13 protein-coding genes are annotated in these 12,927 nt (G+C 63.4%); 12 read left to right on the top strand and 1 reads right to left on the bottom strand.

Annotated features, from left to right (window positions below; genetic code table 11):
- Positions 1-46 precede the first annotated feature (46 nt).
- The 5 genes from tilS to ispD all read left to right on the top strand — a co-directional run bounded on the left by tilS (position 47) and on the right by ispD (position 5,859).
- A complete protein-coding gene (tilS, locus tag BGP85_RS23265; protein WP_103445322.1) occupies positions 47-1,330 on the top strand; it encodes a tRNA lysidine(34) synthetase TilS in 1,284 nt (427 codons plus the stop codon).
- A gap of 268 nt (positions 1,331-1,598) precedes the next feature.
- The gene (locus tag BGP85_RS23260; RefSeq protein ID WP_079229451.1) at positions 1,599-3,227 is read left to right on the top strand and encodes a CTP synthase; all 1,629 of its coding nucleotides are present in this window, start codon (positions 1,599-1,601) and stop codon (positions 3,225-3,227) included.
- 200 nt (positions 3,228-3,427) lie between these two features.
- Complete coding sequence (eno, locus tag BGP85_RS23255) at positions 3,428-4,717, top strand: phosphopyruvate hydratase (RefSeq protein WP_054885360.1); 1,290 nt, start codon at positions 3,428-3,430, stop codon at positions 4,715-4,717.
- Positions 4,718-4,873: 156 nt separating this feature from the next.
- On the top strand, positions 4,874-5,155 hold the full coding sequence (gene ftsB / locus BGP85_RS23250; RefSeq protein WP_023534037.1) for a cell division protein FtsB: 282 nt from the start codon (positions 4,874-4,876) through the stop codon (positions 5,153-5,155).
- Positions 5,152-5,859, top strand: coding sequence for a 2-C-methyl-D-erythritol 4-phosphate cytidylyltransferase (gene ispD / locus BGP85_RS23245; protein ID WP_103445321.1), 708 nt, complete (start codon positions 5,152-5,154; stop codon positions 5,857-5,859). Before ftsB ends, ispD begins: the two co-directional genes overlap by 4 nt.
- A 45-nt stretch (positions 5,860-5,904) precedes the next feature.
- On the opposite strand, the gene BGP85_RS23240 is transcribed toward ispD, so the two are convergent.
- A complete protein-coding gene (locus tag BGP85_RS23240; protein ID WP_103445320.1) occupies positions 5,905-6,801 on the bottom strand; it encodes a LysR substrate-binding domain-containing protein in 897 nt (298 codons plus the stop codon).
- Between the two features lie 108 nt (positions 6,802-6,909).
- Between BGP85_RS23240 and BGP85_RS23235 the strand changes: the two genes are divergently transcribed.
- From BGP85_RS23235 to BGP85_RS23205, 7 genes are all read left to right on the top strand, one after another.
- Positions 6,910-8,022 carry an S-(hydroxymethyl)glutathione dehydrogenase/class III alcohol dehydrogenase gene (locus BGP85_RS23235; RefSeq protein ID WP_103445319.1) on the top strand — a complete coding sequence of 371 codons (1,113 nt, stop codon included), beginning with the start codon at positions 6,910-6,912 and terminating at the stop codon, positions 8,020-8,022.
- 8 nt (positions 8,023-8,030) lie between these two features.
- Positions 8,031-8,885, top strand: coding sequence for an S-formylglutathione hydrolase (gene fghA, locus BGP85_RS23230; RefSeq protein ID WP_103445318.1), 855 nt, complete (start codon positions 8,031-8,033; stop codon positions 8,883-8,885).
- 76 nt (positions 8,886-8,961) lie between these two features.
- Positions 8,962-9,435, top strand: coding sequence for a 2-C-methyl-D-erythritol 2,4-cyclodiphosphate synthase (ispF, locus tag BGP85_RS23225; protein ID WP_103445317.1), 474 nt, complete (start codon positions 8,962-8,964; stop codon positions 9,433-9,435).
- Positions 9,432-10,490, top strand: a complete 1,059-nt coding sequence (gene truD, locus BGP85_RS23220; RefSeq protein WP_103445316.1) for a tRNA pseudouridine(13) synthase TruD — start codon at positions 9,432-9,434, stop codon at positions 10,488-10,490. Before ispF ends, truD begins: the two co-directional genes overlap by 4 nt.
- Complete coding sequence (surE, locus tag BGP85_RS23215) at positions 10,478-11,227, top strand: 5'/3'-nucleotidase SurE (protein WP_060510080.1); 750 nt, start codon at positions 10,478-10,480, stop codon at positions 11,225-11,227. The genes truD and surE overlap by 13 nt, the downstream gene beginning before the upstream one ends.
- Before the next feature lie 41 nt (positions 11,228-11,268).
- Positions 11,269-11,907 carry a protein-L-isoaspartate(D-aspartate) O-methyltransferase gene (locus BGP85_RS23210; protein ID WP_181004448.1) on the top strand — a complete coding sequence of 213 codons (639 nt, stop codon included), beginning with the start codon at positions 11,269-11,271 and terminating at the stop codon, positions 11,905-11,907.
- A 160-nt stretch (positions 11,908-12,067) separates the two neighbouring features.
- Entirely contained in the window at positions 12,068-12,925 is an 858-nt protein-coding gene (locus tag BGP85_RS23205; RefSeq protein ID WP_103446220.1) for a peptidoglycan DD-metalloendopeptidase family protein, read from the top strand.
- Positions 12,926-12,927 lie beyond the last annotated feature (2 nt).

The raw sequence follows: 12,927 nt of genomic DNA, 5'->3' as shown, positions 1-12,927 counted from the left end.
CGAATGGGGCGCAAAGCACCCCAATCTCAAGCCAAGTGAGGCCCAGATGATCAACCTCACCCCCTGGCTCAACGCCCCCGCCTGGTACATCGCCTTCTCTGGCGGCCTCGATTCCACTGTCCTCCTGCACCTGCTGGCCAATCACGCCCGCAACCATGCATCACCTGCGCTGCGTGCCCTGCACATCCACCACGGCCTGCAATCCGCCGCCGACGCGTGGCCTGCCCATTGCCAGTCGATCTGCGACCAGCTCGGTATCGAACTGCAGGTCATTCACGTTCAGGTCACCCCTGGCGCCAGTCTCGAACAGGCCGCCCGCGACGCCCGCTATGCCGCCTTCAGGCGCGTGCTCGGTCCAGGCGACATCCTGTTCACCGCCCAGCACCGCGACGACCAGGCCGAAACCTTGCTCTACCGCCTGCTGCGCGGTGCCGGCCTGCGCGGCCTGGCAGCGATGCCTTGGCAACGGCCACTAGGGCAGGGCACCCTGGTCAGGCCATTGCTGGATGTTTCCCGACAACAGCTGCATGCCTATGCCCAGGCCCACGGCCTGATCTGGATCGAAGACCCCTCGAACAGCGACACGGTTTTTGCCCGCAATTACCTGCGCGGCGAAGTGTTCCCGGTGTTGCAGCAACGCTGGCCGCAGGCCAGCCAGAACCTGGCCCGCTGTGCGGAACACCTTGGCGAGGCGCTTGGCCTGCTCGATGAGCTGGCACAAAGTGATCTGGCTCTAGCCGGGGAGGGCGCTTCACCTGCCTGGTCGAGGCTGGGCTCGCTCGATCTGGCCGTGCTCGGCGAGCTGTCGCCTGCGCGTCAGCGCAACGCACTGCAGTACTGGCTCAGCCGCCGCACCCGTTTGCCCGATGCCCGCCATTGGGCCGGCTGGGCGGATCTGCGCGATGCGGCAGGGGATGCGCAACCGATCTGGCGTCTGGCCGACGGTCAGCTGGTGCGCAGTCACGGGCGTATCTGGTGGTTGAGTGGCGACTGGCTGAAACAACCAGCCGGCCCGTTGGCCTGGGGCGATCCTGGGGTCGCACTGGCATTGCCGGATAATGGCAATGTGCGTCTTGTGTGCACTCGGCCGATGGATGGCCTGCATGTCGCCTACCGCCAGGGCGGCGAAGTGTTGGACATCCCCGGCCGCGGCCGACGCGACCTCAAGCGCCTGCTCAACGAGCTGCAGGTCCCGCACTTCGTGCGCCCGCGCCTGCCGTTGCTGTATTGCGGCGAGCGCCTGCTGGCGGTGGCCAATCTGCCTTCGCTGGCGCAGGCCGATTGCCAGCTTCACTGGCAGTTGCCGACGAACGCGCAAGGTTTGAGCTGAAGGGTACATTCCGGTAGACTACCCTCCCTTCTTGATACAACTTCTGTGGCTTCCTCGGAAACACAGCAGTTGCCGATTACCAAGCAGTTTTTTGCTGGGCTGATTCTGGAAATGACGAGCGAGCTCCATGCCGGGGATACCCTGGTCTGTACAGACGCGGCAGTTTTTCGAGATGCACTGTGATTGACGCAGGTGATCGGGGGCTTCGGCCTTCCTTCGCTTTCTCCGGCGGCGCTGGCCGCCTTAACGCAGACTTCTAGGGTTTTTCATGACGCGCTACATATTCGTCACGGGCGGTGTTGTTTCTTCATTGGGGAAAGGCATTGCCTCGGCTTCCCTGGCGGCCATCCTGGAAGCGCGGGGCCTGAAGGTCACCATGCTCAAGCTGGATCCGTACATCAACGTCGATCCGGGCACCATGAGCCCGTTCCAGCATGGTGAAGTGTTCGTCACCCACGATGGCGCCGAGACCGACCTCGACCTGGGCCACTACGAGCGGTTCATCCGCACGACCATGACCCAGAACAACAACTTCACCACCGGCCGTATCTACGAGCACGTGCTGCGTAAAGAACGCCGTGGTGACTACCTGGGCGCGACCATCCAGGTCATCCCGCACATCACCGACGAGATCAAGCGTCGCATCATCAAGGGCGCCGGCGATGCCGACGTGGCCCTGGTGGAAATCGGCGGTACCGTGGGTGACATCGAGTCGCAGCCGTTCCTCGAGGCGATCCGTCAGCTGCGTGTCGAAGTGGGCTCCAAGCGCGCCATGCTGATGCACCTGACCCTGGTCCCGTACATCGCCACCGCCGGCGAGACCAAGACCAAGCCAACCCAGCACTCGGTCAAGGAACTGCGCTCCATCGGCCTGCAGCCTGACGTACTGATCTGCCGTTCCGACCACCCGGTCGACGCCTCGTCGCGCCGCAAGATCGCGCTGTTCACCAACGTCGAAGAGCGTGCGGTGATTTCGCTGGAAGACGTCGACACCATCTACAAGATCCCAGGTGTATTGCACGCCCAGGGCCTGGACGACTTCGTCGTCGAGCGCTTCGGCCTGCAGTGCAACAGCGCCGACCTGTCCGAGTGGGACAAGGTAGTTGATGCCAAGCTCAACCCTGAGCAGGAAGTCACCATCGCCATGGTCGGCAAGTACATGGAGCTGCTGGATGCGTACAAGTCGCTGATCGAAGCGATGAGCCACGCCGGCATCACCAACCGCACCAAGGTCAACCTGCGCTACATCGATTCCGAAGACATCGAGAACCAGGGCACCAGCCTGCTGGAAGGCGCAGACGCCATCCTGGTACCGGGCGGTTTCGGCCTGCGCGGCGTGGAAGGCAAGATCACCGCGGTGCAGTACGCCCGTGAGAACAAGGTCCCCTACCTGGGCATCTGCCTGGGCATGCAGGTGGCCGTGATCGAGTTCGCCCGTAACGTGATGGGCTGGAAAGACGCCAACTCCACCGAGTTCGACCGCAACAGCGGCCACCCGGTGGTCGGCCTGATCACCGAGTGGGCCGATGCCACCGGTGCCGTCGAGACCCGTACCGAAGCCTCCGACCTGGGCGGCACCATGCGCCTGGGCGCTCAGGACTGCCAACTGGCGGCCGGTTCCAAGGTGCACGACTGCTACGGCAAGGACATCATCACCGAGCGTCACCGTCACCGTTACGAGGTCAACAACAACCTGCTGCCACAACTGGTCGATGGCGGCCTGGTGGTTTCCGGTCGTTCCGAAGACGGCGCATTGGTCGAAGTGGTCGAGGCCAAGGATCACCCATGGTTCGTTGCCTGCCAGTTCCACCCGGAGTTCACCTCCACCCCGCGTGACGGTCACCCGCTGTTCAGCGGCTTCGTCAAGGCGGCCCTGGCCCAGAAGAACAAGGCCTGATTTTTTCAGGTCTTTGATGAGTTTTCCGACGGTTAAAGCCGCGCAAGGCTCATTTCTCGGGTAAAGTACGCCCCGATCTACCCCTGACCGTTCGGTCAGGGGTCGCTTCTGCCAGGCCTGCCTGCTGCGTCCCCGCCTGGTGCAAGGCAAGAATTCCCTAAAGTTGCGTTGTTTTCGTCAATTCTGGAGTGCTTACAACAATGGCAAAAATCGTCGACATCAAAGGTCGTGAAGTTCTCGATTCGCGTGGCAACCCCACCGTGGAAGCCGATGTACTGCTCGACAACGGCATCATCGGCAGCGCTTGCGCGCCGTCCGGTGCTTCCACCGGCTCGCGCGAAGCGCTGGAGCTGCGTGATGGCGACAAGAGCCGTTACCTGGGCAAGGGCGTGCTGAAAGCCGTCGCCAACATCAACGGCCCGATCCGTGACCTGCTGCTGGGCAAGGATCCTTCCGACCAGAAGGCCCTGGACCGCGCCATGATCGAACTGGACGGTACCGAGAACAAGGCCAAGCTGGGCGCCAACGCCATCCTGGCCGTGTCCCTGGCTGCCGCCAAGGCCGCTGCACAGGATCAGGACCTGCCGCTGTACGCGCACATCGCCAACCTGAACGGCACCCCGGGCCAGTACTCGATGCCGGTTCCGATGATGAACATCATCAACGGTGGCGAACACGCCGACAACAACGTCGACATTCAAGAGTTCATGGTTCAGCCGGTTGGCGCCAAGACCTTCTCCGACGGCCTGCGCATGGGCACCGAAATCTTCCATCACCTCAAAGCCGTGCTGAAGGCCCGTGGCCTGAACACCGCCGTAGGTGACGAGGGTGGTTTCGCCCCTAACCTGGCTTCCAACGAAGACGCACTGGCTGCCATCGCCGAAGCCGTCGAGAAAGCCGGCTACAAGCTGGGCACCGACGTGACCCTGGCCCTTGACTGCGCAGCTTCCGAATTCTACGAAGACGGCAAGTACAACCTGTCCGGTGAAGGCAAGTCGTTCGACGCCGAAGGCTTCGCCGAGTACCTGAAAGGCCTGACCGAGCGCTTCCCGATCATCTCGATCGAAGACGGCCTGGACGAGTCCGACTGGGCTGGCTGGAAGATCCTGACCGACAAGATCGGTGCCAAGGTACAGCTGGTCGGTGACGACCTGTTCGTGACCAACACCAAGATCCTCAAGGAAGGCATCGAGAAGGGCATCGGTAACTCGATCCTGATCAAGTTCAACCAGATCGGCTCGCTGACCGAAACCCTGGAAGCCATCCAGATGGCCAAGGCTGCCGGATACACTGCAGTGATCTCTCACCGTTCCGGTGAAACCGAAGACTCGACCATTGCCGACCTGGCCGTGGGTACCGCTGCTGGCCAGATCAAGACTGGCTCGCTGTGCCGCTCCGATCGCGTTTCGAAGTACAACCAGCTGCTGCGTATCGAAGAGCAACTGGGCGCGAAAGCGGTTTACCGTGGTCGTGCCGAGTTTCGCGGCTAAGCAAGAGATGGTAAAAAGACAGCAGCCGAGGCTGTCGGAAGTTTCGCTCTGAAATTTCTGACGCTTCATGCGGGTTTCTGTCGACGAAGCCTGGCCTCGGCCAGGCTTCGTGCTATATGACGCCCGTGTGCGGCGGTCTTTAACCTGGATACCTTGATGCGCAGTCCCTATTGGTTGTTCCTTGTCCTGCTCCTGCTGCTCGGTGGCCTGCAGTACCGCCTTTGGGTGGGTAACGGCAGCCTGGCGCAAGTGGCCGAGCTCAAGCAGCAGATCGACGAACAGCATGCCGAGAACGAACGGCTGCTGGAGCGTAACCGCGTGCTCGATGCTGAGGTGCTGGAGTTGAAGAAAGGTATGGAGACCGTCGAAGAACGGGCTCGTCATGAACTGGGAATGGTCAAAGAGGGCGAAACCCTCTTCCAGCTGCCGCAAAAATGATTGAAACACTACCGGCCTTCTGGGCCGTGATTCCTGCTGCGGGCGTCGGCGCCCGCATGGCTGCAGACCGCCCCAAGCAATACCTGGAGCTGGCCGGGCAGACCATCCTCGAGCACAGCCTCGACTGTTTTCTTGGCCACCCCTCGCTAAAGGGCGTGGTGGTCAGCATTGCCGAAGACGACCCTTACTGGCCAGGCCTGCGTTGCGCCAGCGACCCGCGCATTCAGCGCGCGCCGGGTGGTGACGAACGTGCCGACTCGGTGCTCAATGCCTTGCTGCTGTTGCATGCCAAAGGGGCGTCGGACAACGACTGGGTGCTGGTGCACGATGCGGCGCGGCCGAATTTGGCGCGCAGCGACCTGGACAAGTTGCTCTCGGAACTGGCTGATGACCCGGTAGGCGGGCTGCTGGCGGTGCCAGCACGCGACACCCTCAAGCGCGCCGATGCCAACGGGCGGGTGGCCGCAACGGTCGACCGCAGCGCCATCTGGCAGGCTTATACGCCGCAGATGTTCCGCCTCGGTGCGCTGCATCGGGCCCTGGCCGAGAGCCTGGTTTCCGATGTGGTGGTGACCGATGAGGCGTCGGCCATTGAATGGTCGGGTCAGTCGCCACGACTGATCGAAGGGCGTAGCGACAACATCAAGGTCACCCGGCCGGAAGACCTGGAGTGGTTGCGACAGCGCTGGGCTGGGCGGCGCTGATCGTCGTATACCTGTACCGGCCTCTTCGCGGGGCAAGCCAGCACATCAGCTGTGCCGATACTCGGGCAACCCAGCCAACCCTTCCTTCAGATAATCCACCAGCCGCCTGACCTTCGGCGACAGATGCCGCTGCTGCGGATACAGCGCCCACACCGCCGTATTCGGTGGCTGATGCCCTTCGAGCAAGGGCACTAGTGCGCCGCTGTTCAAGTGCTCAAGCACGTAATAGTCCGGCAACTGGCACAACCCCATCCCCAGCAGCGCCGCATCCAGCACCGCCTGGCCACTGTTGCAGCGCCAGTTGCCCTGCACCCGCTGGCTGATTTCGCGGCCATCCAGCTGCAAAGCCCAAAGGTCCGAACTGCCGATCAGGCAATTGTGCCGGGCCAGTTCCGACAGGCTGTGCGGCCGCCCATAGCGCTCCAGGTACGCCGGCGAAGCGCACAGGTACATCCGCCGCGGCGCAAGGCGGGTGGCCACCAGCCGCGAGTCGGCCAAGCGGCCCAGGCGGATCGCCAGGTCCATGCCTTCGTGCAGCAAGTCCAGGGTGCGGTTGCTCAGTTCCACTTCCACCCGCAGTTGCGGATACAGCGCCATGAAACGTGTCACCAGCGGCACGATGAAGCGTTCGCCATAGGCAACCGCACAGGTCATGCGCAGCAGGCCCTTGGGTTCGCTGGCCAGGTCGCCCATGGCGCGTAGCGCTTCCTCGCGGCCGTCCTGCAGGCGTTGGCAATGCTGCAAAAAGGTTTGCCCGGCTTCACTCAAGGCCACCCGGCGGGTACTGCGGTACAGCAAGCGGGTCTGCAGGCGTTCTTCCAGGCGGGCGATCTGTCGGCTGATGTGCGACGACGACACGCCCAGGCGCTCGGCTGCCGCCGTGAACTGGCCAGACTCGGCCACGGCGACGAATTCGTCGATGCCTTCCCAGCGGCTGCTCATGGATTATCCCTGTGTGGCAATAATGTTTTGGCTTTGCCTGGATTATTCATCAAAAGCGCTTGGATTACACTGCGGGACTGAACCGATCCACTGTCTGGAGACCCTGTGATGATCAAGTCCCGTGCTGCCGTTGCCTTCGAGGCCAAGAAACCCCTGGAAATCGTCGAAGTCGACGTGGCCATGCCCAAGGCCGGCGAAGTGCTGCTGCGCGTGGTCGCCAGCGGTGTCTGCCACACCGACGCCTATACCCTGTCCGGTGCCGACCCGGAAGGCATCTTCCCGTCGATCCTCGGCCATGAAGGCGGCGCGATCGTCGAAGCGATCGGCGAGGGCGTGACCTCGGTGGCGGTGGGCGATCACGTGATCCCGCTGTACACCCCGGAATGCGGCAAGTGCAAGTTCTGCCTCTCGGGCAAGACCAACCTATGCCAGGCCATCCGTGCCACCCAGGGCAAGGGCCTGATGCCGGACGGCACCACGCGCTTCTCGTACAAGGGCCAGCAGCTGTTCCACTACATGGGCACCTCGACCTTCTCCGAGTACACCGTGCTGCCGGAAATCTCCGTGGCCAAGATCCAGAAGGAAGCACCGCTGGAGAAGGTCTGCCTGCTCGGTTGCGGCGTCACCACCGGCATTGGCGCGGTGCTCAACACCGCCAAGGTCAAGCCAGGTGACACCGTGGCCATCTTCGGCCTCGGCGGCATCGGCCTGTCGGCCGTGATCGGTGCGGTCAAGGCCAAGGCCTCGCGCATCATTGCCATCGACATCAACCCGGCCAAGTTCGAGATCGCCCGCCAGCTGGGTGCCACCGACTGCATCAACCCGAAAGACTACGACCGCCCGATCCAGGAAGTGATCGTCGACCTCACTGACGGTGGCGTGGACTTCTCGTTCGAGTGCATCGGCAACGTGCAACTGATGCGCGCGGCCCTGGAATGCTGCCACAAGGGCTGGGGCGAATCGGTGATCATCGGTGTCGCCGGTGCCGGCCAGGAAATCGCCACCCGTCCATTCCAGCTGGTGACCGGCCGCGTCTGGCGTGGTTCGGCATTCGGTGGCGTACGCGGCCGCAGCGAGCTGCCAAGCTACGTGGACATGGCCGAGAAGGGCGAGATCCCGCTGGATACCTTCATCACCCACACCATGGGCCTGGAAGACATCAACAAGGCCTTCGACCTGATGCACGAAGGCAAGAGCATCCGTAGCGTGATCCACTTCTGAGGTCAGCCATGAGCCTGGATAACATCTCCTGCCAGAAGAGCTTCGGCGGCTGGCACAAGCGTTACCGGCATCACTCCAAGGTGCTGGGCTGCGACATGGTGTTCGCTGTCTACTTGCCACCGCAGGCCGAGCAGGGTGAAAAACTGCCGGTGCTGTATTGGCTCAGCGGCCTCACCTGCACCGATGAGAACTTCATGCAGAAGGCCGGCGCCCAGCGCCTGGCCGCCGAGCTCGGGCTGATCATCGTCGCCCCCGACACCAGCCCGCGGGGCGAACAGGTACCGGGCGACCCTGACGGCGCCTGGGACTTCGGCCTCGGCGCCGGGTTCTACCTCAACGCCACCCAGCAGCCCTGGGCGCAGCATTACCGCATGCACGATTATGTGGTGCGGGAGCTGCCGGCACTCATCGAGGCGCACTTCCCGGCCTCCGACCAGCGCAGCATCAGCGGCCACTCCATGGGGGGCCATGGCGCGCTGGTGTGCGCCTTGCGCAACCCGGGGCGCTATCGCTCCGTGTCGGCGTTCTCGCCGATCAGCAACCCGATGGATTGCCCTTGGGGCGAGAAGGCCTTCAGCCGCTACCTGGGTGAAGACCGTGCGCGCTGGCGTGATTGGGATGCCAGTGTGCTGCTGGCGGAAACGCCTGCAGGCGAGTGCCCGCCGTTGCTGGTGGACCAGGGTGACCGGGATGACTTCCTCGAGAAGCAGCTCAAGCCTGAAGCGCTGGAGCAGGCCGCACGCAAAGGGGGGCATGCGCTGACCCTGCGCCTGCAGCCTGGCTATGACCACAGCTACTACTTCATCGCCAGCTTCATCGATGAGCACCTGCGCCATCACGCGATGGCACTGGGACGGCTGTAACAGCCTGGTCCAAAAGCCGCCCAACCTCCTGCAAAGCAGGTAGAATCACGCCCTGACTCAATCAGGGCGTTTTTCTATGCGTATTGGCCACGGCTACGATGTGCACCGTTTCTGCGACGGTGATTTCATTACCCTGGGTGGGGTGCGTATCCCCCACAAATACGGCCTCCTGGCCCATTCCGACGGTGACGTGCTGCTGCACGCCCTGAGCGATGCCTTGCTCGGCGCCGCAGCACTGGGCGACATCGGCAAGCACTTCCCTGACACCGACCCGCAGTTCAAGGGCGCCGACAGCCGCGTACTGCTGCGTCATGTGGTCGCTATCGTCAAGGCCAAGGGCTGGAAAGTTGGCAACGTAGACGCCACCATTGTCGCCCAGGCACCGAAAATGGCCCCACATATCGAAACCATGCGCCAGTTGATCGCCGAAGACCTGCAGGTCGAACTCGACCAGGTCAACGTCAAGGCCACCACCACCGAGAAACTGGGCTTCTGCGGTCGCGAGGAGGGCATTGCCGTGCATTCGGTTGCCCTGTTGCTGCCAGCATGACCGAACTGGACCTGCTGGGCCCGCGCGCGTCGGGCGAATCGTTGGGCAGCGCTGTGCTCAAGGCCGTGGCGGAAGACTTTCAGGTCGACGAGGTGCTGGACATTCCACTGTCCGGCCAGGGCGAGCACCTGTGGCTGTGGGTCGAGAAGCGCGACCTCAACACCGAAGAAGCCGCTCGTCGCCTGGCCCGAGCCGCCGGCGTACCGGCGCGTGCCATCAGCTATGCCGGCCTCAAAGATCGCCAGGCCCTGACCCGCCAGTGGTTCAGCCTGCACCTGCCGGGAAAGGCCGACCCTGACCTGTCGCGTGCTGAAGACGAAACCCTGCGCGTGCTCAAGCAGGTGCGCCACCAGCGCAAACTGCAGCGTGGTGCCCATTCGGCAAATGGCTTCACCCTGCGCCTGACCGCCCTGGCAGCTGACCGCCAGGCCCTCGATTCCCGCCTGGAACAGCTCAAGCAACAGGGCGTGCCGAACTACTTCGGCAGCCAGCGTTTCGGGCACGGCGGTGGCAACGTCCACGATGCCCAGGACTGGGCATCGCGCAAGGCCCTGCCGGAGCAGCGCAACGTGCGTTCGCGCTTGCTTTCGGCGGCGCGCAGCTACGTGTTCAACCAGGTGCTGGCGGCGCGTGTCGCCGATGGCAGCTGGCAGCGCGCCCAGGTCGGGGATTTGTTGGCGTTCACTGACAGCCGTAGTTTCTTTCCAGCGGGCGAGCAGGAATGTTCTGATCCTCGCCTGGGAATTCTGGATTTGCATCCCACCGGCCCGATGTGGGGAGAAGGCCCTTCGCCCGCAGCTGGCGCGACCTCCGAGTTGGAGACCGCGATCGGCGAGCAGCACTTGGCACTTTGCCAATGGCTCGCGTATGCGGGCATGAGTCACGAACGGCGCATCCTGCGGCTCCCTATTGGCGGCTTGACGTGGCATTATCCTGAGCCTGATATCCTGCAACTGGAATTCGTCCTTCCGGCCGGATGCTTCGCCACCGTGGTGGTGCGCGAACTCGTCGATCTGGTGCCGGCAGGGCAGACGGACAGCCCATGCGTATTCTGATTTCGAATGACGACGGTGTTACGGCACCTGGCCTCGCCGCGCTTCACGGTGCGCTGGCGGATTATGCCGAGTGCGTGGTGATCGCCCCGGATCAAGACAAGAGCGGCGCCGGCAGTTCGCTGACGCTGGACCGGCCGCTGCACCCGCAGACCCTGGCCAACGGCTTCATCAGCCTCAACGGCACGCCGACCGACTGCGTGCACCTGGGGCTCAATGGACTGTTGCCGGAACCGGTCGACCTGGTGGTTTCGGGCATCAACCTAGGGGCCAACCTGGGCGATGACGTGATCTATTCCGGCACGGTGGCCGCCGCACTGGAGGGCCGCTTCCTGGGCGGCACCTCGCTTGCGTTCTCGCTGTTGTCGCGCCTGCCCGACAACCTGCCGACAGCCGCCCACATCGCCCGGCGCCTGGTCGAGGCACTGCCGCGCCTGCAACTGCCGCCGCGCACCGTGCTCAACGTCAACATCCCCAATCTGCCGCTGGAGCACATCCGGGGCATCCAGCTGACCCGCCTCGGTCATCGGGCGCGGGCGGCGGCGCCGACCAAGGTAGTCAACCCGCGTGGCAAGGAAGGCTACTGGATCGCCGTGGCCGGCGATGCCGAGGATGGCGGGCCGGGGACCGATTTCCATGCCGTCATGCAAGGCTACGTATCGATTACCCCGTTGCAGCTGGACCGTACGTTCAACGATGCCTTCGAACAGCTCGACGGCTGGCTGGAGGGCCTGCTCTGATGCGTGAACAGGATGATCTGCAGCGCCGTGGCGGTATCGGCATGACCTCGCAGCGAACGCGCGAGCGGCTGATCCAGCGCCTCTGCGAGGAAGGCGTGTCGAACACCAAGGTGCTTGACGTGATTCGCCGTACCCCGCGCCACCTGTTCGTCGATGAGGCGCTGGCGCACCGGGCCTACGAAGATACGGCGCTGCCGATCGGGCACAACCAGACCATCTCCCAACCGTTCATGGTGGCGCACATGAGTGAGCTGCTGCTGGAGGCGGGGCCGTTGGACAAGGTACTGGAGATCGGCACCGGCTCAGGCTACCAGACCGCCATCCTGGCCCAGCTGGTCGAGCGGGTGTTCTCGGTGGAGCGGATCAAGGTGCTGCAGGATCGGGCCAAGGAGCGCCTGGTCGAGCTCAACCTGCGCAACGTGGTATTTCGCTGGGGCGATGGCTGTGATGGCTGGCAGGCGCTGGCGCCCTACAATGGCATCATCGTCACCGCAGTGGCACCGGAAGTGCCGCAGGCGCTGCTCGACCAACTGGCGCCGGGGGGGCGCATGGTGATTCCGGTAGGCCCGGCCGGCGAGGTGCAGCAGCTGATGCTGATCGTGCGCGAAGAGGACGGCTTCTCCCGTCGCGTACTGGGCGCGGTGCGTTTCGTGCCGCTGCTCAACGGTCCGCTGGCCTGAGCCGCCAGGAATATTTACAGCAGCAACGAATTCTTGCGGCGCGGCCCTGTCTATCTGGCGGGACCTGGGCCCTGCCATTGCCGCTTGGCTTGGTTATAATTGCAACAATATTGCATTTCTTATCGTCTTATTGATTTTCGGCACCATGAGGGGAGCGCGGGTGGGGCACACAGTCATTCGGCAGCGCAAGGATCGGTCGGCTTTCAAGCTTCTGCTGATTGCACTGGCCATGGGCACCTTGCTGACAGGTTGCTCCAGCACGAGCTCCAGCGGTGCGCGCGTGGTCGATCGAAACACTACTGCGCCCAAGCGCCCGGCAGTGACTTCGGGGCAGTACGTCGTCAAGCCTGGCGATACGCTGTTCTCCATCGCATTCCGCTATGGTTGGGACTACAAGGAGCTGGCAGCGCGCAACGGCATTGCCGCCCCGTACACCATCCGCCCGGGCCAGGCCATCCGTTTCAGCAGTGGCTCCACCGGCAGCAGTACCGTGGTCTCCAGCCCGTCCTCATCGAGCCGGACAACGGTCATTCGTCGCCCTGCCGGAACACCTATCACCCCCGCTGAAAACGGCGGAAAAACGACGCCAACAACGCCCGCCACGCCTGCCCCGGCGGTTACCACGGTGCCCGCCGCAGAGCGTGCGGTGGGGAACTGGACGTGGCCGGCCAATGGCGTGCTCATTGGAAAATTTGCTTCAAACGGTAGTTTGAATAAAGGCATTGATATCGCCGGTGATTTGGGACAGCCTGTTTTTGCTGCGTCTGATGGTGCGGTGGTCTACGCCGGGAGTGGCTTGCGGGGCTACGGCGAACTGATCATCATCAAGCACAGCGACACCTACGTCAGTGCCTACGGTCACAACCGCAGGCTGTTGGTTCGGGAGGGGCAGCAGGTCAAGGCAGGGCAGTCGATTGCTGAAATGGGGTCTACGGGCACAGATCGGGTGAAGCTGCATTTCGAGATTCGCCGCCAAGGTAAACCCGTCGATCCGCTCCAGTTCCTGCCACGCCGTTGATT

It is taken from the genome of Pseudomonas putida (genome assembly GCF_002906855.1).
Taxonomy (GTDB): domain Bacteria; phylum Pseudomonadota; class Gammaproteobacteria; order Pseudomonadales; family Pseudomonadaceae; genus Aquipseudomonas; species Aquipseudomonas putida_N.
Note: the sequence above shows the minus strand (reverse complement) of the source record. Positions and strands in the feature narration are given on the sequence as shown.